Origin of the sequence: Pseudomonas alvandae (genome assembly GCF_019141525.1) — a bacterium.
In the GTDB taxonomy this organism is placed as follows: Bacteria; Pseudomonadota; Gammaproteobacteria; order Pseudomonadales; family Pseudomonadaceae; genus Aquipseudomonas; species Aquipseudomonas alvandae.
The window spans coordinates 2,828,523-2,853,792 of record NZ_CP077080.1 but is presented as its reverse complement, the minus strand read 5'-3'; the positions used below and the strand labels follow the sequence as shown (position 1 = coordinate 2,853,792).

Here is a 25,270-nt window from a genome sequence, read left to right as displayed (position 1 = left end):
TGAGAAATGATCGAACCCGGCATCTACAAAGAAGTCATGAGCTCCTTCCCGTCTGGCGTCACGGTGGTGACGACGCTGGACCCGGACGGCAATATCGTTGGCATCACTGCCAGCGCCTTCAGCGCATTGTCCATCGACCCAGCGCTGGTGCTGTTCTGCCCCAACTACGCCTCCGACACCTACCCGGTGTTGCGCGACAGCAAGCAATTCGCGATTCATTTGCTGTCCGCCGACCAGACCGCCGAAGCCTATGCCTTCGCCGGGAAAGGCAAGGACAAGGCCAAGGGCATCGATTGGCACCTGAGCGACCTGGGCAACCCGCTGCTGGGCAAAGCCACGGCGATCATCGAGTGCGAACTGTGGCGTGAATACGACGGCGGTGATCACGCGATCATTGTCGGCGCGGTGAAGAACCTGATCCTGCCCGAGCAACCGGTCACGCCGATGATCTATCACAAAGGCAAGCTCGGGCCGCTGCCCACACTGGCTTGACATCAACACAAAACCCTGTGGGAGCGGGCTTGCTCGCGAATGCGGTGTTTCAGATACAAAGGTATCGACTGATCCACCGCATTCGCGAGCAAGCCCGCTCCCACATGGGTCCATCACATTTCCTAGGAGCCGGCATGAGCCCAGCAGCCTCGCAACTGTTCCGCCAGCAAGCCTACATCGACGGCCAATGGCTGGAGGCGCCCGACGGCGCCCATCAAGACATCTACAACCCGGCCAGTGGCGAAAAAATCGGCCAGGTGCCGAACCTCGGCGCCGCACACGCCCGCCAATCCATCGACGCCGCCAACAAAGCCTGGCCAGCCTGGCGCGCACTGACCGCCAAAGAGCGCAGCCAGATCCTCAAGCGCTGGCACGGCTTGATGATCGAAAACGCCGACGCACTGGCCGAAATCCTCACCCTCGAGCAAGGCAAGCCGCTGGCGGAAGCCAAGGGCGAAATCCTCTACGCGGCGAGTTTCATCGAGTGGTTCGCCGAAGAAGCCAAGCGCCTCTACGGCGACACCATCCCCAGCCACAAAAGCGATGCACGCATCGTAGTGACCAAGGAGCCGATCGGCGTGGTGGCGGCCATCACCCCGTGGAATTTCCCGGCGGCGATGATCACCCGCAAGGCTGGCCCGGCGTTGGCCGCCGGTTGCCCGTGCATCGTCAAGCCCGCGCCGGAAACGCCGTTCTCGGCATTGGCCATGGCCGCCCTGGCAGAACAGGCCGGCATTCCGGCCGGCATCTTCAACGTCATCACCGGCGATGCGATTGCCATTGGTGGCGAGCTGACTGCCAACCCGCTGGTGCGCAAATTGTCCTTCACCGGCTCTACCGCCATTGGCAAATTGCTGATGGCGCAGTGCGCGCCAACGCTGAAAAAAGTCTCGTTGGAACTGGGCGGCAACGCGCCGTTCATTGTGTTCGACGACGCCGACCTGGAGCGAGCCGTGGAAGGCGCGCTGATCGCCAAGTTCCGCAATGCCGGGCAAACCTGCGTCTGCGTCAATCGCTTCCTGGTCCAGGCCGGTATTCACGATGCGTTTGTTGCGCGCCTGGCCGAGCGCGTGGCTCAGTTGAACGTGGGCAGCGGCTTCGAGCAAGGCGTCAACCAGGGCCCGCTGATCAACGAACGCGCCGTGGCAAAAGTCGAGGACCATGTGCGGGACGCCCTCGCCCATGGCGCCCGATTGCTCTGCGGCGGCGAACGACATGCCCTGGGCCATGGCTTCTACCAGCCCACCGTCCTGGCCGGCGTCACCGTGCAAATGAAAGTCGCCCGGGAAGAAACCTTCGGCCCCTTGGCGGCGGTCTTTCGCTTCGACACCGAGGCCGAGGCGGTGCAGATGGCCAACGATACCGAGTTCGGCCTCGCCGCCTACTGCTACACCCGCGACCTGGGCCGCGCCTGGCGCATGAGCGAAGCCCTGGAATATGGCATGGTCGGCATCAACGAAGGGTTGATTTCCACCGAGGTCGCGCCGTTCGGCGGCATCAAGTCCTCCGGCCTGGGCCGTGAAGGCTCCAAATACGGCATCGACGATTACCTCGAGCTCAAATACACCTTGATGGGTGGCCTTGACGATTTTGGGAGCACGCCGCGATGAGCAACGAAAAATACCAACAAGGGCTGAAGATTCGCACTCAGGTATTGGGCGAGGCCTACGTCAACCGTTCCCTCGAAAACGCCGATGACTTCACCCGGCCGCTGCAGGAAATGGTCACCGAGTATTGCTGGGGCCATGTCTGGGGTCGCGAGGGTTTGTCCCTCAAGGAGCGCAGCATGATCAACCTGGCGATGATCTCGGCGCTCAATCGCCCGCACGAACTCAAGCTGCATGTGCGCGGCGCCTTGCGTAACGGCCTGAGTCGTGAGCAAATACGCGAAATTCTGCTTCAGGTCGGCATTTATTGTGGCGTTCCCGCTGCAGTAGACAGTTTCCGGCTTGCCCGCGAAGCCTTCGCCGAAGCCGACGCCGAGGCCTCCAGTCAACCCTCGGCTGTCTGAACTGAACGAGCATGGATGTTTGCCCGTTTTGCATGGACAGCCACATTACAGAGCGGACCCCATGAAACGCCTGCCACTCGACGACAGCTTCAAGGTCAATCGCAACCCCGTCACCCTGCGCGAGATCGTGCTGGATAAATTGCGAAGCGCCATCATGAACTTCCAGCTGCTGCCGGGTGATCGCCTGGTCGAGCGCGACCTGTGCGATCGCCTGGGCGTGAGCCGCACGTCGGTGCGCGAAGCCCTGCGTCACCTTGAGTCCGAAGGGCTGGTCGAATTCGCCGATGCCAAGGGCCCACGCGTGGCGATCATCACCCTGGCCGATGCCGGCGACATCTATGAGCTGCGTTGCGTGCTCGAAGGCCTGATCGTCCAGCTGTTCACCCTGCGGGCCAAGGCCAAGGACATCAAGGCGCTGGAAAAGGCCCTGGAAGAAAACCGCAAGGCCCTCAAGGACGGCGAACTGCAACAGGTACTGGATTCGGTCCAGGGCTTCTACGACGTGCTGCTCGAAGGCTCCGGCAACCATGTCGCCGCCACCCAGCTGCGCCAGTTGCAGGCGCGCATCAGCTACCTGCGGGCCACGTCGGTGTCCCAGGAAAACCGTCGCGGCAGCAGCAACCAGGAAATGGAGCGCATGGTCGAGGCGATCAAGAGCGGCGACCCACTGGCGGCCCACCAGGCCTGCGTCGACCACGTGCGCGCCGCTGCCAAGGTCGCGCTGGAATACCTCAAGCGCAAGCAGGAAGAAACCGGCGACATCCCGGAAATCACCGCGCCCATCGCGCTCAAAGAACCTCGCATAGGACGCTGATCATGTTCAGCCCGAGCTTTTGTCCAAAGTGCGGCGGCGCTGATTTGAGTCAGCGCCTGCCAGCGGGCGATACCCATGAGCGGCTGATGTGCGGCGGCTGCGGCTACATCCATTACGTCAACCCGAAGATCATTGCCGGCTGCATCATCGAGCAGGACGGTAAATACCTGTTGTGCCAACGCGCCATCCCGCCGCGTCCTGGCACCTGGACATTGCCGGCCGGCTTCATGGAAGGCAACGAGACCACCGAGCAGGCGGCGCTGCGCGAAGTCTGGGAAGAAACCGGCGTGCGCGCCGAAATCGTCTCGCCCTATTCGATTTTCAGCGTGCCGAAAATCAGCGAGGTGTACATCATCTTCCGCGCCATCGCGCTGGAGATCACCGGCGAGTTCGGCCCGGAAACCCTCGCCTGCCAGTTCTTCGCCCCGGAAGACATTCCGTGGGACAGCATCTATTACCCGGCCATCCGGCAGATCCTCGAACGTTATATCGAGGAGCGCCAGGCCGGGGTCTATGGCATCTACATGGGCAACGACGACAGCGGCAAGATCCACTTCATCCGCTGACACACCTCAGGGCGCCACGCCCTCGACGATAATCACTTCGGCCCGCGCCACACCTTCACGGTGTTTCTTCGCGTCCTGATACTGCTGCGAGTGATAGCAGGCCAGCGCCTGTTCATAGGAATCGAATTCGATCACCACGCTGCGCTGCGGCGTGGCCCTGCCCTCCATCGCCTCACTGCGCCCGCCCCGGGCCAGCATTCGCCCGCCATACAAGGCAAACGCCGCCGGCGCCCGCTGGGTGTATTGGCTGTATTGATCGGGGTCGGTGACATCCACATGAGCAATCCAGTACGCCTTCATAGTGACCTCTCGGTTTGTTTTGTATTATGGTATACCACATTAACGTTCCAGCAAGCCCATCAAACAAAGAGAGCCCGACATGGCCTTTAACAGCATTCAGGAAATCATCGAAGACTACCGCCTGGGCAAGATGGTGTTGCTGGTGGATGACGAAGATCGGGAAAACGAAGGCGACCTGCTGCTGGCTGCCGACTGCTGCAATGCCCAGGCGATCAGCTTCATGGCCCGGGAAGCGCGCGGTTTGATTTGCCTGACCCTGACCGACGAGCATTGCCAGCGCCTGGGTCTCGAGCAGATGGTGCCGAGCAACGGCAGCGTGTTCAGCACAGCGTTCACCGTGTCCATCGAGGCCGCCATCGGCGTGACCACCGGCATTTCCGCCGCCGACCGGGCACGCACCGTTGCCGCCGCCGTGGCCACCGATGCCGGGCCCAACGACATTGTGCAGCCGGGGCACATCTTCCCGCTGCGGGCCAAGGAAGGCGGCGTGCTCACCCGCGCCGGGCACACCGAAGCAGGCTGCGACCTGGCGCGCCTGGCGGGTTTCACACCGGCCTCGGTAATCGTCGAAGTGATGAACGACGACGGCACCATGGCCCGTCGGCCGGACCTGGAGATCTTCGCTCGCAAGCACGGCATCAAGATCGGCACGATCGCCGACCTGATTCACTACCGCCTGAGCACAGAGCACACCGTGGTGCGCATCGGCGAACGGGAACTGCCGACGGTGCACGGCACCTTCCGCCTGTTCACCTTTGAAGATCGCATCGAAGGCGGCGTGCACATGGCGATGGTCATGGGCGACATTCGCCGGGAGGAACCGACCCTGGTGCGCGTGCACGTGATCGACCCGCTGCGCGACCTGGTAGGCGCCGAGTACAACGGCCCTTCCAACTGGACGCTCTGGGCGGCGCTGCAACGGGTCGCCGAAGAAGGCCGTGGCGTGGTGGTGGTGCTGGCGAATCACGAGTCGTCCCAGGCCCTGCTTGAGCGTGTGCCGCAGCTCACCCAACCGCCCCGTCAGTTCAGCCGTTCCCAATCGCGCATCTATTCTGAAGTAGGCACGGGCGCGCAGATCCTGCAGGACCTGGGCGTCGGGAAACTGCGGCACCTGGGCCCGCCGCTCAAGTACGCGGGGTTGACCGGGTATGACCTGGAGGTGGTGGAGAGTATTCCGTTCGCGGGATAACCCAAGGCTGAACAAAAATCCCCTGTGGGAGCGAGCTTGCTCGCGATGGCAATGGATCTGTCGACATCAATGGCGACTGACACACCGCAATCGCGAGCAAGCTCGCTCCCACAGGGGTTCATGAACATAGAAAAAATCCGCTCCAGACAGATAGCCGGTACGGCAAAATGCTTGCAGAAAGTTTGGAATACCATAATATGATATTCCATAGACCGAACGCTCCAGCCATCCCATGGCACGGTCATTGGCAAGACCGATTGACCCCAAGCTCCCGATAGGTGGGCGAACAGAAGCCCACTCAATAAACACAACAATGAGGGCGTGAAAATGGTGTTGAAGAAAAGTGCAGCCGCAATTCTTTTTGCCGGCCTGCTGAGTGTCACCAGCCAGGCGACGATGGCCGCTGAAAGCGTCAACTTCGTCAGTTGGGGTGGCAGCACCCAGGACGCGCAGAAACAGGCCTGGGCCGATCCGTTCAGCAAGGCCAGCGGCATCACCGTGGTCCAGGACGGCCCGACCGACTACGGCAAGCTCAAGGCCATGGTCGAAAGTGGCAACGTGCAGTGGGACGTGGTCGACGTCGAAGCCGACTTCGCCCTGCGCGCCGCCGCCGAAGGCCTGCTCGAACCCCTCGACTTCTCGGTCGTGCAGCGCGACAAGATCGACCCGCGCTTCGTCTCCGACCACGGCGTCGGCTCCTTCTACTTCTCGTTCGTGCTCGGCTACAACGAAGGCAAGCTCGGTTCGGGCAAGCCCCAGGACTGGTCCGCGCTGTTCGACACCAAGACCTACCCCGGCAAGCGCGCCCTCTACAAATGGCCAAGCCCTGGCGTGCTGGAACTGGCCCTGTTGGCCGACGGCGTGACCCAGGACAAGCTCTATCCGCTGGACCTGGACCGCGCCTTCAAGAAGCTCGACACCATCAAGAAAGACATCGTCTGGTGGGGCGGCGGCGCCCAGTCCCAGCAGTTGCTCGCGTCCGGCGAAGCCAGCATCGGCCAGTTCTGGAACGGTCGTATCTACGCCCTGCAGCAAGACGGCGCGCCGGTTGGCGTGAGCTGGAAACAGAACCTGGTCATGGCCGACATCCTGGTCATTCCAAAAGGCTCGAAAAACAAGGCCGCCGCCATGAAGTTCCTGGCCAACGCCAGCAGCGCCAAGGGCCAGGCCGATTTCTCCAACCTGACCGCCTACGCGCCGGTCAACGTCGACAGCATCGCACGCCTGGATTCGGTGCTCGCCCCCAACTTGCCGACCGCCTACGCCAAGGATCAGATCACGCTTGATTTTGCGTACTGGGCCAAGAACGGTCAGGACATTGCGACACGGTGGAACGAATGGCTGGTCAAATGAAAATGACGGCAGCGGCAACCCCTCGCACCGGGAGCGCCACCGGCGCTGCCGGTTCGGCAAGCGCCGCGACCGTGACGTCGAAACAGACGCCCTCCCTGGCACAACGCTGGCGGGGTGCGGGCAACCTGCTCCCCGCCCTGCTGTTCCTCGGTCTGTTTTTCCTGGCGCCGCTGATCGGCCTGCTGCTGCGCGGGGTGCTGGAGCCGGTGCCGGGCCTGGGCAACTACGAGCAATTGTTCGCCAACTCGGCCTACGCCCGGGTGTTGTTCAACACCTTTTCGGTGGCCGGGCTGGTGACGCTGTTCAGCCTCTTGCTGGGCTTCCCGCTGGCCTGGGCGATCACCCTGGTGCCCCGTGGCTGGGGCCGCTGGATGCTGAACATCGTGCTGCTGTCGATGTGGACCAGCCTGCTGGCCCGCACCTACTCCTGGCTGGTGCTGCTGCAAGCCTCGGGCGTGGTGAACAAGGCGTTGATGGCGCTGGGTGTCATCGATCAGCCGCTGGAAATGGTGCACAACCTCACCGGCGTGGTGATCGGCATGAGCTACATCATGATCCCGTTCATCGTCCTGCCGTTGCAGGCGACCATGCAAGCCATCGACCCGATGATCCTGCAGGCCGGCTCCATCTGCGGCGCCAGCCCCTGGACCAACTTCTTCCGGGTGTTCCTGCCGCTGTGCCGGCCAGGGCTGTTCTCGGGCGGGCTGATGGTCTTCGTGATGTCCCTCGGTTACTACGTGACCCCTGCGCTGCTGGGCGGCGCGCAGAACATGATGCTGCCGGAATTCATCATCCAGCAGGTGCAATCGTTCCTCAATTGGGGCCTGGCCAGTGCCGGCGCAGCCTTGTTGGTGGCGATCACCCTGGTGTTGTTCTACTTCTACCTGAAGCTCCAGCCGGAATCCCCGGTCGGCGCCAGCAACGCGAGGTAAGCCGCCATGCTCCTGACTCCCAATGCCATGAGCCGGCGCATGCGGTTCGGCCTCTATTTCACCACGGGCGTGATCGCATTGTTCCTGCTGTTGCCGATCGTGTTCATCGTGCTGCTGTCGTTCGGCTCCTCCCAGTGGCTGGTGTTCCCGCCACCGGGCTGGACGTTCAAATGGTACGGCCAGTTCTTTTCCAACCCGGACTGGATGAGCGCCGCGCTGACCAGCCTCAAGGTCGCGGTGCTGACCACCGTCTGCGCTGTCGCCCTCGGCCTGCCTACTGCGTTTGCCCTGGTGCGCGGGCGTTTCCCCGGCCGGGAAATGCTCTACGGCCTGTTCACCCTGCCGATGATCGTACCGCTGGTGATCATCGCGGTGGCGGTGTACGCGCTGTTCCTCAAGCTCGGCTACACCGGGACGATGTTTGCCTTCGTGGTCAGCCATGTGATCGTCGCGCTGCCGTTCACCATTATCTCGATCATCAACTCGCTCAAGCTGTTCGACCAATCCATCGAGGACGCGGCCGTGATCTGCGGTGCTTCGCGCCTGCAAGCGGTGTTCAAGGTGACGTTCCCGGCGATTCGCCCGGGCATGGTCGCCGGGGCGCTGTTCGCGTTCCTGGTGTCGTGGGACGAGGTGGTGCTGAGCGTGATGATGGCCAGCCCGACCCTGCAAACCCTGCCCGTAAAAATGTGGACCACCCTGCGCCAGGACCTGACGCCTGTGATCGCCGTCGCTTCGACGCTGCTGATCGGCCTCTCGGTGTTGGTGATGGTGATCGCCGCCGCCCTGCGCCGGCGCAATGAAATCAGCGCCTGAGCGCCTAGGAGAACACGATGAGTGCCGTCAAAGACCCCGCACAACAGAACAACAAGACCCTGGTCAGCCTGCGCAACCTGAACAAGCACTACGGCGACTTTGCCGCCGTGGACGATATTTCCCTGGAAATCCAGGACGGCGAGTTCCTGACCTTCCTCGGCTCCAGCGGCTCGGGCAAGAGCACCACCCTGTCGATGCTGGCCGGGTTCGAAACCCCCAGCAGCGGCGAGATCCTGGTGGACGGCAAATCCCTGGTCAACGTGCCGCCGCACAAGCGCGACATCGGCATGGTGTTCCAGCGCTATTCGCTGTTCCCACACCTGTCGGTGCGCGACAACATCGCCTTTCCCCTGGCGATCCGCAAACTGGCGGCGGCTGAACGTGATCGCCGCGTCGATGCAATGCTCAAGCTGGTTCAGTTGGAACAGTTCGCCCATCGCCGTCCGTCGCAGCTGTCTGGCGGCCAGCAGCAACGCGTGGCGATTGCCCGGGCGCTGGTCTACGAGCCACGCATCCTGTTGATGGACGAACCCCTCGGCGCCCTGGATAAAAAGCTCCGCGAAGACTTGCAAGACGAGTTGCGCCAACTGCATCGGCGCCTGGGCATCACCATCGTCTACGTCACCCATGACCAGGAAGAAGCCATGCGCCTGTCCCAGCGCATCGCGATTTTCAGCCACGGCAAGATTGTCGGCCTGGGCAGCGGCTATGACCTCTACCAGAACCCACCAAATGCCTTTGTCGCCTCGTTCCTGGGCAACTCCAACTTCCTCAAGCTCAAGGCCCAGGGCAATGCCGCGGCGACCTTCGAAGGCCAGTCGCTGTCGATCCGCCTGACTGCCGGCCTGCAAGCCCACCAGGACGTGTTGCTGATGGTGCGCCCGGAAAAAGCCTTGGCCTTGAGCGTCGAACAAGCCAGCCAGGACACCCTGCCGGCCGGCTGGAACGAAGTCGCGGCCAAGGTCGTGGAAGTGCTGTTCCTCGGCGAAAGCCAGACCTGCAGCGTAGTGACCTCCGGCGGCACCGCGATGACCGTCAAGGCGCTGTCCGCCGCCGGCATGCCGCTCAAGGCCGGCGACCCGGTGCGCGTGCGCTGGGCCACCGCCGATGCTTGCGTCTACACCCAATGGGCCGAGAGCGACCTGAACAAGGCCGCCGGCGCTCACTGAAGAACACTGGGTCATAACCGCCTGCGGGCGAGGATTGCGAAAATGATCGATGCCAACGTTTACAAACAAGTCATGGGCTCGTTCCCGTCCGGTGTGACGGTGATCACCACCCTCGACGATGACGGACAAATCGTCGGCCTGACCGCCAGCGCCTTCAGCTCGTTGTCGATGGAACCGGCCCTGGTGCTGTTCTGCCCCAACTACAGCTCCGATTCCTATCCGGTGCTGATCAAGAACAAGCGCTTCGCCATCCACCTGCTGTCCGGCGGCCAGCAGAACGAAGCCTATGCCTTCGCCCGCAAAGGCAAGGACAAGGCCCAGGGCATCGACTGGACCCTGAGCGAACGGGGCAACCCGCTGCTTGACAACGCCACCGCCATCATCGAGTGCGAACTGTGGCGCGAATACGAAGGCGGTGACCACGCCATCATGGTCGGCGCGGTGAAGAACCTGATCGTGCCGCAACACACACCGGGCCCCCTGGTTTATTGCCACGGCAAGATGGGCGCCCTGCCCGTCCTCGCCTGAACCGATCGTCAACAAGACAAGAAGAGAAAGCGCCATGAAATTTTCTTTGTTCGTACACATGGAGCGCTGGGACGAAAGCGTCAGCCATCGCCAGTTGTTCGAAGACCTGAGCGAGCTGACCCTGATGGCCGAGGCCGGTGGTTTCAGCACCGTGTGGATCGGCGAACACCACGCCATGGAATACACCATTTCGCCAAGCCCGATGCCACTGCTGGCGTACCTGGCCGGCAAGACCACCACCATCCACCTCGGCGCCGGCACCATCATCGCGCCGTTCTGGCACCCGCTGCGGGTGGCGGGCGAATGCGCGTTGCTGGACGTGATCAGCAACGGCCGCATGGAAGTCGGCCTGGCCCGGGGCGCCTACCAGGTGGAGTTCGACCGCATGGCCGGCGGCATGCCCGCCTCCTCCGGCGGCCAGGCCTTGCGGGAAATGGTCCCGGTGGTGCGTGCGCTGTGGCAGGGTGATTACGCCCACGACGGCGAGATCTGGAAATTCCCCACCTCCACCAGCGTGCCGAAGCCAATCCGCAAGCCCCATCCACCGATGTGGATCGCCGCCCGCGACCCCGACTCCCATAACTTCGCCGTCGCCAACGGCTGCAACGTGATGGTCACGCCGTTGATGAAGGGCGACGAGGAAGTCCTCGACCTGAAGAACAAATTCCAGGCCGCCCTGGACAACAACCCTGACGTGCCGCGCCCGCAACTGATGGTACTGCGCCACACCCACGTACACGCCGTGGACGATCCCGAAGGTTGGAAAGTCGGTGCCCAGGCGATTTCCAAGTTCTACCGCACCTTCGATGCCTGGTTCGGCAACAAGCAGGTACCGGTCAACGGCTTCCTGGCGCCGAGCCCGGAAGAGAAGTTCGCCGAGCGTCCGGAATTCCAGCTGGAAAACATCCGCAAGAACACCATGATCGGCACCCCTCAGCAGATCATCGAGCGGATCAAGTATTACCAGGAACTGGGCGTGGACGAGTTCAGCTTCTGGTGCGACAACAGCCTGTCCCATGCCGAGAAGAAGAAGTCCCTCGAGCTGTTTATCCAGCAGGTCGTGCCGGCGTTTCGCTGACCCTGTGGGAACGGGCTTGCCCGCGATGGTGTCGGGTCAGTCAAATCATCGTTAACTGACACTCCGCTTTCGCGAGCAAGCTCACTCCCACAGGGGATCGGTGGCGTACCCAAATCTTGATACCCCCCAAAATAACTGTGTGCGAGCTTGCTCGCGAAGGCGGCCTGAAGCCAGAAACAAAAATGCCCGGACATTGCTGTCCGGGCATTTTTATTGGAGCGCCGTGATCAGAACGTCACGCTGGCACTCAACTTGGCGGTGCGCGGCTCGCCGACGTTGACCATCAACTCGCTGCCCGTGGACGACGGGTAATACTGCTTGTCGAACAGGTTGTCGACGTTCAACTGCAACGACGTCTTGTGTCCGAACACTGGCGATTCCCAGCGCAGGAAAGCGTCGGCAACGGTGTAGCTGCTCATCCAGAAATCGTTCGCCGCGTTAGCCGCACGCTCGCCGACATAACGGGCACCGGCACCGGCGTGCCAGGCGCCGAATTCGGCCGGGACGTTCAGGTGGTGGCTCAGGTACAGGCTGGCGGTGTGCTTGGGGGCGTCGGGCAGGCGATGACCTTCGTTCTTCGGGTCATCGAGAATTTCGGTGTGGGTGTAGGCGTAGGTGCCGATAAGGTCCCAACGCTCGGCGAGGCGACCGGTGATGTCCAACTCCAGGCCCTGGGAGCCGACCTTGCCAGCGGCCTCGGAGACATTATCGACGGTGGTGACTACGTTCTTTTTCACGATATCGAACAGCGCGAGGTTGATGTTCAAGCCCGGCAGCGGATCGTACTTGGCACCGATCTCGTAGCTGCGGCCCTCCTCTGGCTGGAAGGTACGACTGTTCTTATCGACCACATCGTTAGGTTTGAATGACCGGCTGTAGTTGCCATACAGCGACAGTTCTTCCGTGGCTTTGTAGACCAGGCCGAGGAATGGGACGAAGGCGTCACCATTATCGTCGCGAACTGGCTTGGCCGGGACGAGTCCCTGCGTCGTGTATTGATCGTAATGCTGATAACGACCGCCAAACACCAGGATCCAGCGATCGTCCAGGTGCCAGTTGTCCTTCAGATACACCGAACTGGAGGTCAGCTTGTTGCTCAGGTTGCTCTGGGTTGGGCTGATGACGCTGGGCTTATCCAGGCCACCGTACACCGGAGCCGCAGGATCGAAGCCTGCTTGGTTAGCGCCACGGTAAGTCTTGCCCCGAAACTGGTCTGAAACCTGGTTGTCGACGCCCACCAACAGATCATGACGCTGGCCGAACAATTCTTGATTGCCAATGAAGTCCCAACTGGCGTAGCGGGTTTCATCGTCATAATGCGCACCGTTGGCGGCGCGCTGCAGGACACCATTCGACAGGCGCGGCTGGGCAATCGAAAGACTGTACCGGTCATTGTTCCAACCATAAGTCACCCGCGTCTTCCACGCGTCCGTCAGCTCGTACTCGAACCGCGCAGTCGCCGTCTCACGAATACCGACGCTCTTGGCCCAAGGCTCGTCCAGGCGCTTGTCGTAATCGATATCGGCCGGATGCCCATTGGTGAACATCGTCCCCCGGTCAAACGGATTGGAATATTCGTTGTACTCATAACTCAGGTTCAACGAAGCCCGCTCACCGTTCCACGCCAGCGATGGCGCCACCAGCGTGCTCTCGTTGACGCCGTAGTTGCGCCAGTAATCCTCATGACCGCGCTCGGCGATCAGGCGATAGGCCAGGCCGGTGTCGCCCAAGGGGCCAGTGGTGTCCACGGCCATGGTGCCGCCGCCTTCGCTGTAGGCGGAACCGCTCAGCGTGGTGCTCTGGGTGTACTCGGGCTTCTTGCTGATGACGTTGACCAGTCCGCCGGGCTCCAGGGCGCCGTACAACATCGAGGCAGGGCCCTTGAGCACTTCGACCCGCTCGGTGGTGGCGCTGAAGTTGTGGCCCAGGTTGGAACGCACGCCGTCGCGCAGGATCGAGCCGTCATCGTTGGTGCCGAAGCCGCGCTTGACCAGCGAGTCCCGCGAGCCGCCCAGGGTGTTGCCCTGGCTGACACCGCTGACGAACTTCATCGCGTCTTCCAGCGAGCGCACCTGATAGTCCGCCAGGGTCTGCTGGGTCACCACGTTGATCGATTGCGCCTCTTCCTTGATCGGTACATCGCTCTTGCTCGCCGTGCTGGCTTGCGATGCCGTGTAGCCTTCGTCCTGAATGATCCGGCCGCCTTGCACATCCGTAGTGGGCAGCTCGAGAGTGTCCTGTGCCCTCAAGGGGCTTGCCATGAAACAGCAGGACAGCGCGGGTAAAACACATTTGACGAGGGCGTTGCGGTAAGCGAGAGGGGTGGAACGATTCAAGACGCGCACTCACAGAGGGTTGGAAATGAGAGCGAATATACTTTGAGAATGATTCCCAGTAAATCTTTCTAACATTTCCATGCTTGACTCTAGATGCGATCAAGGGCGCCAGATGATAAATCCGGCGCCCTTGAGGGTGCCCTTCTCCCCGACTGGGGCTGTTGACGGTCAGTGATCGATGGCGGCGCCGGCCCCCCTCGGTACGCGGATGTCCTCAACCAAGTGCTGGATGTGTTCCGGCGGCGGCGCGGTGAAGCGCGACACCACCAAGGCAGCCAGGAAGTTGAAGACCATGCCCAATGTGCCGATGCCTTCGGGGGATACACCGAGCCACCAGTGTTCCGCCGTATTCATCGTCGGGTTGATGAATTTGAAGTAGACGATGTAGGTGAATGTGAAGGTCAGCCCGACGATCATGCCGGCGATCGCGCCTTCACGGTTCATGCGCTTGGAGAAGATCCCCATGACGATCACCGGGAAGAACGACGACGCCGCCAACCCGAAGGCGAACGCCACCACCTGGGCGACGAACGCGGGTGGATAGATGCCAAACAGGCCCGCGATCAAGACCGCCACGCCCGCCGCGATACGTGCCGCGAGCAACTCCTGCTTCTCGTTGATCCTGGGCATGATGTTGCTTTTGAGCAGGTCATGGGAGATCGATGTGGAGATCACCAGCAACAGCCCCGCTGCAGTCGAAAGCGCCGCCGCCAGGCCACCGGCGGCGATCAAGGCGATCACCCAACCTGGCAGGCCGGCAATCTCGGGGTTGGCCAACACCATGATGTCGTTATCGACATAAAGTTCGTTGGGCACCGGTGAAAGCTGGTTCTTGAGCAACCGCTGCTCATGCGCCCCGCGCTCGCCGGTAAAACTCGGCGCGCCGACCAGCGCTGCGCCCGGGCTGTACTGGATGATGCCGTCGTTGTTCTTGTCCGCCCAGGCAATCAACCCGGAATTTTCCCAGGCCTTGAACCAGGCCGGCGCGGTGGAATAACTGACGTTGGGGATGGAGGTCAGCAGGTTGGTGCGAGCGAAGGCTGCCACGGCCGGTGCGGTGGTATAGAGAATGGCGATGAACAGCAGTGCGTAGCCGGCCGACTTGCGTGCATCCCGAACGGTGGGCGTGGTGAAGAATCGCACGATCACGTGGGGCAGGCCCGCCGTACCGACCATCAGCGCCATGGTGATGAAGAATACGTCCATGGTCGATTTGGTGCCATTGGTATAGGCGGTGAAGCCCAACTCGGCGCCCAGGCCGTTGAGCCGCTCGATCACGCTCTGCCCCGAGCCGGCGGCTTCACTGATGAAGCCCAACTGTGGGATCGGATTGCCCGTGATCATCATCGAGATAAAGATCGCCGGCACCATGTAGGCGAAGATCATTACGCAATACTGCGCCACCTGGGTGTAGGTGATGCCCTTCATGCCGCCCAGCACCGAGTAGAAGAACACGATGGCCATGCCGATCATGACGCCGGTGTTGATGTCCACTTCCAGGTAGCGGGAAAAGACGATCCCGACGCCGCGCATCTGCCCCGCCACATAGGTGAACGAGATGAAAATCACGCAGATCACCGCCACCACCCGCGCCGTCTGCGAGTAATAACGCGCCCCGACGAACTCGGGCACGGTGAACTTGCCGAATTTTCTCAGGTACGGTGCCAGGCACATCGCCAACAGCACGTAGCCGCCGGTCCAACCCATCAGGTAGACCGAGCCGTCGTACCCGGCGAAGGCGATGATCCCCGCCATGGAAATGAACGACGCCGCCGACATCCAGTCCGCACCGGTGGCCATGCCGTTGAGTACCGGGTGCACGCCCTTGCTGGCGACGTAGTATTCACTGGTGGAACCGGCGCGGGTCCAGATCGCGATTGCGATGTACAACGCGAAGGTGGCGCCGACGACCAGGTAGATCAGGGTTTTCGTGTCCATGTGCGCCGCCCTCAGTCTTCGTGAACGTCATATTTACGATCGAGCTGATTCATCTTCCAGACATAGAAGAAGATCTCGAGCACAAAGACGTAGATGGATCCCTGCTGGGCAAACCAGAACCCCAGGGGCGTGCCGAAGAAACTGATGGTATTGAGTGAGTCGACCAGCAAGATGCCAAAACCGAACGACACCACGAACCAGATGGCCAGCAAGACCAGCATCCAGCGTAGGTTTTCCGCCCAGTAGGCACGCGCAGCCTGTTGTTTTTCAGTGGACATGGGGCGCCCTCTTGTTTGTTGTTATTGTTTTGCACTTGAAACCGTAGCAGTCGCCGGGCAAGGCGCTAGTACGATTTTGGTCTAATTCGCAACAACAGGTATTGACATTCCTGCCGCACCGAAAAGTCGGAGTCCACCCGCGCCAGCATTCCAGGGTGATATCAAATCGCCCAAACGCCCTAAAGCTTTGCCGTTATCGGTCGAATGTATGCCATCGAATCTTTTTTTTCCTGGAGCTGTGATGCAGACGTTAAAGGCCTTGTATGAGTCTATCGAGATGCAGTTTTTCGATACCCTCACCAAAAAGCTCTCAAGCCTTTTCCTGTTGGTCGCGGTCAGTGGGCTGTTGTATTGGGTGGCCCTCAGCGCCCGCGCCGATATTCTCCTGCAGTTGCGCACGGCCCAGCTGGACGCGGCGCTGCTGGCGCAAATCGAAGGCCGGCTCGACAGCCTCACCCACGCCCTGCTCTTCGGTACGGTCCTGACGCTGGGCATGATCAGTTTCATGGTCTGGTATTTCCGCCACCTCATCGTGCGCCCCGTCACCGCCATGACCAAGGCCCTGGAAGAGATCGCCAATGGCGAGGGCGACTTGTCCAAGGACCTGCCGCTGGTCACCCACGATGAAATCCGCACGCTGGCCGCGACCTGCAACCGCTTCCTGGCCAAGCAGCGCGAGATCATCAGCAACGTCCAGGCGTTGACGGTGCACATTGCCGTCGAGTCGGCCCGCTCGTTGAAGAACATCAGCGACTCCAGCGACAGCGCGACCCACCAGGCGCGTTTCGCCAAGGAAGTGATGGAGCAGAGCAATACCGCCGTGGGCCGTATCGAAGAGGTGTCGCGCCAGACCCAAGGCATCTCCGGCACCACCGCGCAGAACCTGAGCATGGCCCGCGATTCCTACGCCGAGCTGCTGGAAGTGACCGGCAACATCAGCGAGATCTCCAGCAGCCTCGGCGAATTCGCCGGGCTGGTGGACGCCCTTAACCAGCGCTCCTCGAGCATCAAGTCGATTGTCGGCCTGATCCAGCAGATTTCCGCCCAGACCAACCTGCTGGCCCTCAACGCCGCCATCGAAGCCGCGCGTGCCGGGGAAAGTGGCCGGGGCTTTGCGGTGGTGGCCGATGAAGTGCGCAACCTGGCGCAGAACGTCAGCCGGGCCACCGACGACATCTCGCGCAACATCGACGCCATGCTCCAGGAAGTCAGCTCGACCCACGAGCAGACCACTCAGATCAGCCACAGCGCCCGGGAAACCCAGAAAGTCGTGGAGCGCGCGTCCGGTCATTTCGAAAGCATGATCGTCGACTTCGAATCCACTAACGGCAAGCTGGCCGACATTGCCGATCACATCCAGCAATTCGCCGACACCAACACCGGCATCAACGAACGCGTCACGCAGATCCACGCCGACAGCCAGTCGATCGACCAGCGCATGCAGCAATCGGCCACCGCCACCCGCGACCTGTCCGGCGTGGCCGAGAAGGTCCAGACGCTGTTGGGCCGCTTCGTGCTCGGCCACGGCAAGCTGGACGCCGCCATCACCCGCGCCAGCGAATGCCGCGACACGCTGCAGCTTCATCTGCAGGCGTTGCAGGACGAGGGCGTCAACCTGTTCGACCAGAATTACCAACTGATTCAGGGCACCGATCCCAAGCAGTACATGACTAGCTACACCGAGCGCTTTGCCCGGGTCTGCCAGGAAGAATGCGACAAGCTCACCCGCAGCACCCCGGGCGGCAAGGTCTCGTTCATTGTCGATACGAAGGGTTATTGCCCGGTCAACAACAGCTGGGTCTCCAAGCCACCGACCGGCGACCGCGCCGTCGACCTCCCGGTGTGCCGCAACAAGCGGATCTTCAACGACCCGATCGGCCTGCGCGCGGCGGGCAACGTCCAGCGCTTCCTGCTGCAGACCTACCTGCGCGACACCGGCGAAATCATGACCGAGATCGACGTGCCGTTCTTCTTCGGCGGTCGTCACTGGGGCAACCTGCGGGTAGGCTTCGATGCGGCGGTGTTGTTGGCCGATTGATCAACACCGGAATCAAGCCAGACAACGGCCCTGTGGCGACGGAGCTTGCTCCCTCACCACAAGGAATTTGTGGTGTACGCAAATCCTGAGGCCAACCCAAACCAACTGTGGGAGCGAGCCTGCTCGCGAAGGCGTCGGGTCAGCCGAATCATCGTTAACTGACACTCCGCTTTCGCGAGCAGGCTCGCTCCCACAGGGGAATCGGTGTGCACGCAAATCTCGAAACCACCCAAAAACAACCGTGAGAGCGGGCTTGCTCGCGATGGCGTCAGGTCAGCCGAATTATCGTTGACTGACACTCCGCTTTCGCGAGCAAGCTCGCTCCCACAGGGGAACGGTGGTGTACACAAATCTTGAGACCAGCCCAAAACAACTGTGGGATAGACTCAGTTCAACAGCACTTCGGCCCACCCTTGCCGCCGTAACGGGCCTCCTGGCGTTCGCGGAAGAACGCCTCGTAGTCCATCATCGGCTTGTCCGGGTGCTTGGTTTGCATGTGCTCGACGTAGTTGTCGTAGTCGGGCATGCCGACCATCAGGCGGGCGGCCTGACCGAGGTATTTACCGAGGCGACTCAAGTCATTGAACATCGTTGCAATCCCCTATCAAGCGTCCGGCACGGCCTGGAATGGCGCTTCTTTGTCCGTGCGTTCCTTCGTGCCCCAGGCGGCGATGCCGACCTTGAGCGCGTAGAACAGGATGCTGAAGACCACGAACAGGAACAACACCGTCAGCGTTGCGTTGGTGTAGGCGTTGAACACCACGTGCTGCATCTGCTCGATGCTCTTGGCCGGGGCCAGGATCTGGCCGGCGGCCAGGGCATCGTTGTATTTGCGCGCCAGGGCCAGGAAGCCGATCGCCGGGTTGGCGTCGAACAGCTTGATCAGGCCCGCGGTGGTGGTGCAGATCAGCAGCCAGGCCGCCGGCAGCAGCGTGACCCAGACGTAGCGCTGGCGCTTCATCTTGATCAGCACCACGGTGGCGAGCATCAGGGCGATACCGGCCAGCATCTGGTTGGAGATGCCGAACAGCGGCCACAAGGTGTTGATGCCGCCCAGCGGGTCGATCACGCCCTGGTACAGCAAGTAGCCCCACAGCGCGACGCAGCCGGCGGTGGCGATCAGGTTGGCGGGCCAGGATTCGGTGCGCTTGAGCGAAGGCACGAACGAGCCGAGCAGGTCCTGGAGCATGAAGCGCCCGGCACGGGTGCCGGCGTCCACCGCGGTGAGGATGAACAGCGCTTCGAACAGGATCGCGAAGTGGTACCAGAACGCCATGGTGTTTTCACCCGGCAGCACCGAGTGCAGGATCTGCGCGATCCCGACCGCCAGGGTCGGCGCACCGCCGGCACGGGCCAGCACGGTGGTCTCGCCGATGTCCTTGGCCACCGCTTGCAGCGCGTCGGGGGTGATTGCGAAACCCCAGCTGCTGACGGTCTGGGCCACGGCCACCACGTCACCGCCGACGATCGCCGCCGGGCTGTTCATGGCGAAGTACACGCCCGGTTCGATCACCGAGGCAGCAACCATCGCCATGATGGCCACGAAGGATTCCATCAGCATGCCGCCGTAACCGATGTAGCGAGCGTTGGTTTCGTTATCCAGCAGCTTGGGCGTGGTGCCCGAGGAGATCAGCGCGTGGAAGCCCGAGACCGCGCCGCAGGCGATGGTGATGAACAGGAACGGGAACAGGCCGCCCTTCCACACCGGCCCGGTGCCGTCGGTGAACTGGGTCAGCGCCGGCATTTTCAGCTCGGGCATGGTCACCAGGATGCCGATCGCCAGGGCGACGATGGTGCCGATCTTCAGGAAGGTCGACAGGTAGTCCCGTGGCGCGAGGATCAGCCACACCGGCAGCACCGCCGCGACAAAACCGTAGCCGATCAGCATCCAGGTGATCTGGATCCCGGTGAAGGTGAAGGCCTTGGCCCAGACCGGGTCGGCGGCGATTTGCCCGCCCAGCCAGATCGAACCCAGCAGCAACAGCACGCCGATGACCGAGATTTCACCGATGCGGCCCGGGCGGATGTAGCGCATGTAGATGCCCATGAACATCGCGATCGGGATGGTCGCCATCACCGTGAAGATCCCCCACGGGCTCTCGGCCAGGGCCTTGACCACGATCAGCGCCAGCACCGCGAGGATGATGATCATGATCAGGAAGCAGCCGAACAGCGCGATGGTGCCGGGAATGCGGCCCATTTCCTCGCGCACCATGTCGCCCAGGGAGCGCCCGTTGCGCCGGGTGGAGAGGAACAGGACCATGAAGTCCTGCACCGCACCGGCCAGCACCACGCCGGCGATCAGCCAGAGCGTGCCGGGCAGGTAGCCCATCTGCGCCGCCAGCACCGGCCCGACCAGCGGCCCCGCGCCGGCAATGGCCGCGAAGTGGTGGCCGAAAAGAATGTGTTTGTTGGTCGGGACGTAGTCCAGGCCATCGTTGTTGAGCACGGCAGGCGTGGCCCGGCGCGCATCGAGTTGCATCACGTTGTTGGCGATGAAGAGGCTGTAGTAGCGGTAGGCGACCAGGTAGATGGCGACTGCCGCGACGACGATCCAGAGGGCGTTGATCGGCTCTCCGCGGCGCAAGGCCACGACGCTCAGCGCACAGGCTCCCAGAACAGCCACGGCAAACCAGGCGAGGTGTTTAACCAGACGGGTTGTCATTGCGTGTCTCCTGCCGATATCCAGAGGATTGCGGCGATTGTTTTTATAGTGTGCCCCGGCTATTCGGAGCCGGCCCAATATCCCTGCATGCCGTCAATAAATAAATCCGTAGTACTACGTAGAACCCCGATTCCCTTGTGGGAGCGAGCCTGCTCGCGAAAGCGGAGTGTCAGTTAATGATGATCTGCCTGACCCACCGCCTTCGCGAGCAAGCTCGCTCCCACAGTTGTTTTGGGGTGGGCTCGGGATTTGCGGACTCGCTAAATCCCCCTGTGGGAGCGAGCTTGCTCGCGATGGCGGATCTTCAGCCAACACTTCATTGACTGAAACGCCGCTATCGCGAGCAAGCTCGCTCCCACAGTTTTGAGCTCCGTATCCGGTAGGATTGTTGAGCGCACACAGGTTTGGCATATGATGCCCGCCATCCACCTCCCCGCCGAGTCCGGACAGGAGTACAGATGCTGCTCAAACACAAGATCGTCGCCCTGGGGATCCTGCCGTTGGTCCTGGCGATTGCTGTCATCGGCGCCTTGGTCATCTCGCTCAACCGCCAACTGGGTGACCAGCAGGCGCAACTGATCGAAGACAGTATCCTGGCGAGCAAGCGCGCCGAGCTGAAGAACTACGTGGAAATGGCGCAAAGCCTGATCGCCCCGCTGTATGACGACGGCAAGGGCGACGCGCGGGCGCAGCAGCAAGTGCTGGAAGAGCTGCGCAAGCTCAGTTTTGGCATCAACGGTTATTTCTTCGTCTACGACCGTCAAGGCCGCAGCCTGATGCATGCCCGGCAGTCGGAACTGGTGGGGCAATACCTTTGGGACATGAAGGATCCCCACGGCCTGCCAGTCATCCAGGCGTTGATCAAGAGCGCCGAATCCGGCGAAGGCTTCCAGCGTTATGCCTGGAACAAACCCTCCTCCGGCCAGGTGACCGAAAAGTTGGCCTACGTCGTGATGCTGGATCGCTGGGGCTGGATGCTCGGCACCGGGATCTACCTGGAAGACGTCGAACGCGCCACCCAACAGGCCCGCGACGAAGTGGCCCAAGGCATCCACACCACCATGCAAGCCATCGCCGCCGTCGCCCTGATAGCGGTGCTGCTGGTGTTTGCCGGCGGCATCACCCTCAACGTCAGCGAACATCGCCTGGCTGACAAGAAACTGCAGCGCCTGAACCAGCGCATCGTCAGCCTTCAAGAGGAAGAACGCTCACGGGTGTCCCGCGAACTGCACGACGGCATCAGCCAATTGCTGGTGTCGATCAAGTTTCAGTTCGAACTCGCCAGCCATGTCATCGAGAACGGCCAGGAAAATGGCCTGGGCATCCTGAAGAACGCCACGGACCGACTGGGCGAAGCCATCGGCGAAATCCGTAGCATCTCCCATGATCTGCGCTCCTCATTGCTCGACACCCTGGGCCTGCCCGCCGCCATCGGCCAGCTCGCGGCCGAATTCGAGCAGCGCAGCGGCCTGGAAGTGTCTTACCGAAGCAACGAATTCGACTGTCGCCTGGAAAACGGCGCACCGGTCTCGCTGTTCCGCATCGCCCAGGAAGCGCTGACCAACATCGAGCGGCATGCCGGGGCGAAACGTGTCGCCATCACCCTGTTCGGCTCGGGCCAGTCCTTGCGCCTGACCGTGGTGGACGACGGAATGGGCTTCAACGTCCCGCAGGTCGAACGTGGCCATGCCGGCATTGGCCTGCGTAATATCCGCGAGCGAGTCGAGCATTTTGGCGGGCGGCTGGAGATGACATCGGTGCCGGGACGAAGCGAACTGGATATCCTGCTGCCCATGACCATGCCGGCCACGGAAAGCTGATGCGCGCCTACACCACCAAGAGCACCTGCCGATGAACCTGCCCCCCGCCATACGCGTCGCGTTGGTCGATGATCACGCCCTGGTCCGCGATGGCATCCGCGCCTTGCTGTCCGTCATGCCCCGGCTGGACGTGGTCGGCGAAGCGGAGAACGGCGTGCAGGCGATCGAAATGGTCGGGCGTTGCCAACCGGACTTGCTGCTGATGGACATCGGCCTCAAGGACATGAACGGCCTCGAGCTGACCCGGCAGTTGGGCAAGCAATACCCTGGCCTGAAGATCCTGATCCTGAGCATGTACGACAATCATGAATACGTCAGCGAATCCGTGCGCGCCGGTGCCAGCGGCTACGTCCTGAAGAATTCGCCGTCGAAGGAAATCATCGCCGCCATCGAGGCCATCATCGGCGGCGGCACTTTCTACAGCGCCGAGATTGCCCAGCGCCTGGCCACCGACCCGAGCACCGACAGCGAGCTGACGCCACGCGAGAGCCAGGTGCTGGCGAAGATGGTCCAGGGGCTCAACAACAAGGAAATGGCCCGCGAACTGGACATCAGCGTACGCACCGTCGAGACCCACCGCCTGAGCATCCGCCGCAAGCTCAACATCGACAAGCCTGCGGCCCTGGCGAAATACGCGATCGATCACGGGATCATTCCCCGCTGATCCCCCTGTGGCGAGGGAGCTTGCTCCCTCGCCACGGTTATTCATGCAGCGTAATAGCCAGGGTTTTCAAGATCCGTCAACAACCCCGGCCCGCTCGGCATCCAATCCAACAAGCCACGGGTGTACTCGCTGGACACCGCCATGTTCGCGCTCGCCATGTGCGCGAACCAGCCGAAATGCTCGCGCTCGCGGGATTCGACCGGCACACCCAAGCCACGTCCTATTGCCTGGGCAATGTCCTTGAACGGCACCGCTTCGTCGGCCACGGCGTGGTAGACCGACTGAGTGACGCCCTGCTCCAGCGCCAGCCGATAGACCCGTGCCGCATCCAGCCGATGCACGCCCGACCAGCAATGGCTGCCGTCGCCGGGGTAAGCCGATACGCCCTTCTCCCGGGCCAGGCGAATCAGGATCGGTACGAACCCATGGTCGCCGGCACCATGGACCGAGGGCGCCAGCCGCACAGTCGCCACCCGCACGCCGCGCTCGGCCAGGTCCCTCGCCGTGGCTTCCGACTTGCGGGGCGAGGCCGGGCTGACCACTTCCAGCTCACTGGCGCCCCGGGTCAATCCGAACAAGCCCGAGGTCACCAATAAAGGCCGCTCGGAGCCTCGCAACGCGCCGCCCAATGCCAGGATCGCGCGGCGGTCTTGCTCGGCATTTTCGGCAAATCGTGAAAAATCATGATTGAACGCGGTGTGAATCACCGCATCCGCCGCCGAGGCTGCGCTGTGCAGAACATCCAAGTCATCCAACGTTCCTCGAACCACCTTTGCGCCAGTGGCGGCCAGCGCGGCAGCCTTTTCCTGGCAACGGGCCAGGCCGCTGACCTGATGCCCGGCGCCGAGCAGATCCCGCACCACGGCCGATCCAACCCAGCCCGTGGCACCGGTAACGAATACGTGCATGAGCAACGCTCCTGTCTGAAAAAAGCGATCGAAAGTCTTCTATAACCTGAACAAGGCTCAGGATTTGTATTGAACTTGTATTTCCCGGCTTCCGAGCAGCATCAAGGCCACCCCGAACGACAAGGCAACGGCGACGGCAGCGCCCAGGTAAACCGCCTCGATGCCCCAACCACTGGCCAGCACACCGGCCAGCGGGCTGGTGATACCCAGGGAAATATCCAGGAATGCAACATAGGCGCCCATGGCCAGGCCGCGTGACTGCGGCGGAGCACGCCGCACCGCTTCGACGCCGAAACCGGGGAATGCCAGGGAATAACCGAAGCCGGTAAACGCCGCGCCGACATAGGCGACGAATGCCGTATCGGCGTCCCAGATCAGCAACAGCCCCACAGCCTCGATCACCACGCAGACCAGCGCGACACGGGCACCGCCGATCCTGTCCGGGAGATGCCCGAACAGCAGCCGTGCACCGATGAATGCCAGGCCGAACGCCGTGAAGGCCAGCGACGCATTGCCCCAATCCCTCGCCGCGAACAACAGGGCAATGAACGCCGTGAGGACGCCAAAGCCGACGCTGCAAAACGCCAGGCCCATGCCGGGCACCCACACGGCGCCGAGCATCTTGTAGAACGGTGTTCGCCGGGTCGCCGTCGGGGCAACGGCGCGGACACCGGCGACAACCGCCAAGGCCAACAGCGGGATGAACATCGATGCCACGACGATGCCCATGAATCCCCAGCCCGAATTGAGCGCCACGCCAAGCGGAGCGCCCAAGGCGAATGCGCCGTACATGGCGATGCCATTCCAGGCCATGACCTTGCCAGCGTGCTGCGGCCCCACCAGGCCGATACCCCACCCCAACGCGCCGGTAACCACAAGGCTTTCGCCAACCGCCAGCAACACGCGGCCCACCAACAACAGCCAGACCGACAACACCGGCGTGGCCACGAATGCCAGGGACAGCAGGTACACCAGCGCGGAAACCGCCGCCGTCACCAGCCCGACCATGACCGCGCGCTTGCCGCCGCGCATGTCGGCAAAATTGCCGGCCCAGGCCCGCGACAACAACGCCGCGGCGAACTGCGCGCCGACCACCAGGCCGATCACCAACGTGCCCATCCCAAGCGTGTCGTGCAGGTGAAGCGGCAAGACCGGCAATTGCAGGCCGATGGTGAGAAAACCGATGAACACGGTCAACGTGAGCGGCAACAGCCTGAGCACCGGATTGGCCTCGACCGTTGCCTGAGGCGCCGCAGCGGCGCCGTGATGAAGAGTTTCTTGAGTCATAAACCTTACCTGCGGAAAGGGACGCGATGCGAAGTTGAACGCTGCTCCTGCAGCCGACTAGAATGCGATCAATTAGTCGCATTCAAGA

Annotated in this window: 23 protein-coding genes; 15 read left to right on the top strand and 8 right to left on the bottom strand. The window is 62.1% G+C overall.

Annotated features, from left to right (window positions below; translation table 11 throughout):
• Nucleotides 1-6 precede the first annotated feature (6 nt).
• The 5 genes from KSS97_RS12735 to KSS97_RS12715 all read left to right on the top strand — a co-directional run bounded on the left by KSS97_RS12735 (nt 7) and on the right by KSS97_RS12715 (nt 3,883).
• Nucleotides 7-492, top strand: coding sequence for a flavin reductase family protein (locus KSS97_RS12735; protein ID WP_030142561.1), 486 nt, complete (start codon nt 7-9; stop codon nt 490-492).
• Nucleotides 493-626: 134 nt separating this feature from the next.
• Nucleotides 627-2,102 carry an NAD-dependent succinate-semialdehyde dehydrogenase gene (locus tag KSS97_RS12730; protein ID WP_217861792.1) on the top strand — a complete coding sequence of 492 codons (1,476 nt, stop codon included), beginning with the start codon at nt 627-629 and terminating at the stop codon, nt 2,100-2,102.
• Nucleotides 2,099-2,503 carry a 4-carboxymuconolactone decarboxylase gene (gene pcaC / locus KSS97_RS12725; RefSeq protein WP_217861791.1) on the top strand — a complete coding sequence of 135 codons (405 nt, stop codon included), beginning with the start codon at nt 2,099-2,101 and terminating at the stop codon, nt 2,501-2,503. The genes KSS97_RS12730 and pcaC overlap by 4 nt, the downstream gene beginning before the upstream one ends.
• Before the next feature lie 61 nt (nt 2,504-2,564).
• Nucleotides 2,565-3,317, top strand: coding sequence for a GntR family transcriptional regulator (locus tag KSS97_RS12720; protein ID WP_181290077.1), 753 nt, complete (start codon nt 2,565-2,567; stop codon nt 3,315-3,317).
• A 2-nt stretch (nt 3,318-3,319) separates the two neighbouring features.
• On the top strand, nt 3,320-3,883 hold the full coding sequence (locus KSS97_RS12715; protein ID WP_217861790.1) for an NUDIX hydrolase: 564 nt from the start codon (nt 3,320-3,322) through the stop codon (nt 3,881-3,883).
• A gap of 6 nt (nt 3,884-3,889) precedes the next feature.
• Here the strand turns inward: KSS97_RS12715 and KSS97_RS12710 are convergent, their stop codons facing one another.
• The gene (locus KSS97_RS12710; protein ID WP_030142566.1) at nt 3,890-4,183 is read right to left on the bottom strand and encodes a DUF1330 domain-containing protein; all 294 of its coding nucleotides are present in this window, start codon (nt 4,181-4,183) and stop codon (nt 3,890-3,892) included.
• Nucleotides 4,184-4,262: 79 nt separating this feature from the next.
• Here KSS97_RS12710 and ribBA point away from each other — a divergent pair, with 79 nt between their 5' ends.
• The 7 genes from ribBA to KSS97_RS12675 all read left to right on the top strand — a co-directional run bounded on the left by ribBA (nt 4,263) and on the right by KSS97_RS12675 (nt 11,248).
• Entirely contained in the window at nt 4,263-5,372 is a 1,110-nt protein-coding gene (gene ribBA / locus KSS97_RS12705; RefSeq protein WP_030142567.1) for a bifunctional 3,4-dihydroxy-2-butanone-4-phosphate synthase/GTP cyclohydrolase II, read from the top strand.
• Between the two features lie 327 nt (nt 5,373-5,699).
• Nucleotides 5,700-6,725 carry an ABC transporter substrate-binding protein gene (locus KSS97_RS12700; RefSeq protein ID WP_030142568.1) on the top strand — a complete coding sequence of 342 codons (1,026 nt, stop codon included), beginning with the start codon at nt 5,700-5,702 and terminating at the stop codon, nt 6,723-6,725.
• Nucleotides 6,722-7,657 (top strand): ABC transporter permease, encoded by a 936-nt coding sequence (locus KSS97_RS12695; RefSeq protein WP_033864684.1) that lies wholly within the window; start codon nt 6,722-6,724, stop codon nt 7,655-7,657. The genes KSS97_RS12700 and KSS97_RS12695 overlap by 4 nt, the downstream gene beginning before the upstream one ends.
• A gap of 6 nt (nt 7,658-7,663) precedes the next feature.
• On the top strand, nt 7,664-8,473 hold the full coding sequence (locus KSS97_RS12690; RefSeq protein WP_030142570.1) for an ABC transporter permease: 810 nt from the start codon (nt 7,664-7,666) through the stop codon (nt 8,471-8,473).
• 17 nt (nt 8,474-8,490) lie between these two features.
• Complete coding sequence (locus KSS97_RS12685; RefSeq protein ID WP_217861789.1) at nt 8,491-9,642, top strand: ABC transporter ATP-binding protein; 1,152 nt, start codon at nt 8,491-8,493, stop codon at nt 9,640-9,642.
• A gap of 42 nt (nt 9,643-9,684) precedes the next feature.
• Nucleotides 9,685-10,170, top strand: a complete 486-nt coding sequence (locus KSS97_RS12680) for a flavin reductase family protein (protein WP_217861788.1) — start codon at nt 9,685-9,687, stop codon at nt 10,168-10,170.
• 34 nt (nt 10,171-10,204) lie between these two features.
• A complete protein-coding gene (locus tag KSS97_RS12675; RefSeq protein ID WP_030142573.1) occupies nt 10,205-11,248 on the top strand; it encodes an LLM class flavin-dependent oxidoreductase in 1,044 nt (347 codons plus the stop codon).
• 227 nt (nt 11,249-11,475) lie between these two features.
• On the opposite strand, the gene KSS97_RS12670 is transcribed toward KSS97_RS12675, so the two are convergent.
• From KSS97_RS12670 to KSS97_RS12660, 3 genes are all read right to left on the bottom strand, one after another.
• Nucleotides 11,476-13,509: a TonB-dependent siderophore receptor gene (locus tag KSS97_RS12670; protein WP_407683538.1), complete on the bottom strand. Its 2,034-nt coding sequence runs from the start codon at nt 13,507-13,509 to the stop codon at nt 11,476-11,478.
• A 243-nt stretch (nt 13,510-13,752) separates the two neighbouring features.
• Entirely contained in the window at nt 13,753-15,522 is a 1,770-nt protein-coding gene (locus KSS97_RS12665) for a sodium:solute symporter family protein (RefSeq protein ID WP_217861787.1), read from the bottom strand.
• Nucleotides 15,523-15,533: 11 nt separating this feature from the next.
• Nucleotides 15,534-15,800: a DUF4212 domain-containing protein gene (locus KSS97_RS12660; RefSeq protein ID WP_217861786.1), complete on the bottom strand. Its 267-nt coding sequence runs from the start codon at nt 15,798-15,800 to the stop codon at nt 15,534-15,536.
• A 241-nt stretch (nt 15,801-16,041) separates the two neighbouring features.
• On the opposite strand from KSS97_RS12660, the gene KSS97_RS12655 reads away from it, so the two are divergent.
• Nucleotides 16,042-17,838 (top strand): methyl-accepting chemotaxis protein, encoded by a 1,797-nt coding sequence (locus KSS97_RS12655; RefSeq protein ID WP_217861785.1) that lies wholly within the window; start codon nt 16,042-16,044, stop codon nt 17,836-17,838.
• Between the two features lie 391 nt (nt 17,839-18,229).
• Here the strand turns inward: KSS97_RS12655 and KSS97_RS12650 are convergent, their stop codons facing one another.
• Both KSS97_RS12650 and KSS97_RS12645 read right to left on the bottom strand, forming a co-directional pair.
• Nucleotides 18,230-18,427, bottom strand: coding sequence for a YbdD/YjiX family protein (locus KSS97_RS12650; protein WP_003182142.1), 198 nt, complete (start codon nt 18,425-18,427; stop codon nt 18,230-18,232).
• Between the two features lie 15 nt (nt 18,428-18,442).
• Entirely contained in the window at nt 18,443-20,503 is a 2,061-nt protein-coding gene (locus tag KSS97_RS12645) for a carbon starvation CstA family protein (protein WP_217861784.1), read from the bottom strand.
• A 458-nt stretch (nt 20,504-20,961) separates the two neighbouring features.
• Here KSS97_RS12645 and KSS97_RS12640 point away from each other — a divergent pair, with 458 nt between their 5' ends.
• Both KSS97_RS12640 and KSS97_RS12635 read left to right on the top strand, forming a co-directional pair.
• Nucleotides 20,962-22,323 (top strand): cache domain-containing protein, encoded by a 1,362-nt coding sequence (locus tag KSS97_RS12640; protein WP_217861783.1) that lies wholly within the window; start codon nt 20,962-20,964, stop codon nt 22,321-22,323.
• 31 nt (nt 22,324-22,354) lie between these two features.
• Nucleotides 22,355-22,987 carry a response regulator gene (locus tag KSS97_RS12635; RefSeq protein ID WP_217861782.1) on the top strand — a complete coding sequence of 211 codons (633 nt, stop codon included), beginning with the start codon at nt 22,355-22,357 and terminating at the stop codon, nt 22,985-22,987.
• Nucleotides 22,988-23,028: 41 nt separating this feature from the next.
• Here KSS97_RS12635 and KSS97_RS12630 read toward each other — a convergent pair whose 3' ends face one another.
• Both KSS97_RS12630 and KSS97_RS12625 read right to left on the bottom strand, forming a co-directional pair.
• A complete protein-coding gene (locus tag KSS97_RS12630) occupies nt 23,029-23,895 on the bottom strand; it encodes an SDR family oxidoreductase (protein ID WP_217861781.1) in 867 nt (288 codons plus the stop codon).
• Between the two features lie 57 nt (nt 23,896-23,952).
• Complete coding sequence (locus KSS97_RS12625; RefSeq protein WP_217861780.1) at nt 23,953-25,182, bottom strand: arabinose transporter; 1,230 nt, start codon at nt 25,180-25,182, stop codon at nt 23,953-23,955.
• Nucleotides 25,183-25,270 lie beyond the last annotated feature (88 nt).

What these genes read in the sequence shown, in the direction of transcription:
- pcaC (WP_217861791.1), top strand. Translation starts at nt 2,099, where the DNA reads ATGAGCAACGAAAAATACCAACAAGGGCTGAAGATTCGCACTCAGGTA.
- KSS97_RS12635 (WP_217861782.1), top strand. Translation starts at nt 22,355, where the DNA reads ATGAACCTGCCCCCCGCCATACGCGTCGCGTTGGTCGATGATCACGCC.
- KSS97_RS12645 (WP_217861784.1), bottom strand. Translation starts at nt 20,503, where the DNA reads ATGACAACCCGTCTGGTTAAACACCTCGCCTGGTTTGCCGTGGCTGTT.
- KSS97_RS12685 (WP_217861789.1), top strand. Translation starts at nt 8,491, where the DNA reads ATGAGTGCCGTCAAAGACCCCGCACAACAGAACAACAAGACCCTGGTC.
- KSS97_RS12660 (WP_217861786.1), bottom strand. Translation starts at nt 15,800, where the DNA reads ATGTCCACTGAAAAACAACAGGCTGCGCGTGCCTACTGGGCGGAAAAC.
- KSS97_RS12650 (WP_003182142.1), bottom strand. Translation starts at nt 18,427, where the DNA reads ATGTTCAATGACTTGAGTCGCCTCGGTAAATACCTCGGTCAGGCCGCC.
- KSS97_RS12640 (WP_217861783.1), top strand. Translation starts at nt 20,962, where the DNA reads ATGCTGCTCAAACACAAGATCGTCGCCCTGGGGATCCTGCCGTTGGTC.
- KSS97_RS12715 (WP_217861790.1), top strand. Translation starts at nt 3,320, where the DNA reads ATGTTCAGCCCGAGCTTTTGTCCAAAGTGCGGCGGCGCTGATTTGAGT.
- KSS97_RS12670 (WP_407683538.1), bottom strand. Translation starts at nt 13,509, where the DNA reads ATGGCAAGCCCCTTGAGGGCACAGGACACTCTCGAGCTGCCCACTACG.
- KSS97_RS12735 (WP_030142561.1), top strand. Translation starts at nt 7, where the DNA reads ATGATCGAACCCGGCATCTACAAAGAAGTCATGAGCTCCTTCCCGTCT.
- KSS97_RS12665 (WP_217861787.1), bottom strand. Translation starts at nt 15,522, where the DNA reads ATGGACACGAAAACCCTGATCTACCTGGTCGTCGGCGCCACCTTCGCG.
- KSS97_RS12690 (WP_030142570.1), top strand. Translation starts at nt 7,664, where the DNA reads ATGCTCCTGACTCCCAATGCCATGAGCCGGCGCATGCGGTTCGGCCTC.
- KSS97_RS12675 (WP_030142573.1), top strand. Translation starts at nt 10,205, where the DNA reads ATGAAATTTTCTTTGTTCGTACACATGGAGCGCTGGGACGAAAGCGTC.
- KSS97_RS12655 (WP_217861785.1), top strand. Translation starts at nt 16,042, where the DNA reads ATGCAGACGTTAAAGGCCTTGTATGAGTCTATCGAGATGCAGTTTTTC.
- KSS97_RS12730 (WP_217861792.1), top strand. Translation starts at nt 627, where the DNA reads ATGAGCCCAGCAGCCTCGCAACTGTTCCGCCAGCAAGCCTACATCGAC.
- KSS97_RS12680 (WP_217861788.1), top strand. Translation starts at nt 9,685, where the DNA reads ATGATCGATGCCAACGTTTACAAACAAGTCATGGGCTCGTTCCCGTCC.
- KSS97_RS12710 (WP_030142566.1), bottom strand. Translation starts at nt 4,183, where the DNA reads ATGAAGGCGTACTGGATTGCTCATGTGGATGTCACCGACCCCGATCAA.
- KSS97_RS12625 (WP_217861780.1), bottom strand. Translation starts at nt 25,182, where the DNA reads ATGACTCAAGAAACTCTTCATCACGGCGCCGCTGCGGCGCCTCAGGCA.
- KSS97_RS12700 (WP_030142568.1), top strand. Translation starts at nt 5,700, where the DNA reads ATGGTGTTGAAGAAAAGTGCAGCCGCAATTCTTTTTGCCGGCCTGCTG.
- ribBA (WP_030142567.1), top strand. Translation starts at nt 4,263, where the DNA reads ATGGCCTTTAACAGCATTCAGGAAATCATCGAAGACTACCGCCTGGGC.
- KSS97_RS12630 (WP_217861781.1), bottom strand. Translation starts at nt 23,895, where the DNA reads ATGCACGTATTCGTTACCGGTGCCACGGGCTGGGTTGGATCGGCCGTG.
- KSS97_RS12695 (WP_033864684.1), top strand. Translation starts at nt 6,722, where the DNA reads ATGAAAATGACGGCAGCGGCAACCCCTCGCACCGGGAGCGCCACCGGC.
- KSS97_RS12720 (WP_181290077.1), top strand. Translation starts at nt 2,565, where the DNA reads ATGAAACGCCTGCCACTCGACGACAGCTTCAAGGTCAATCGCAACCCC.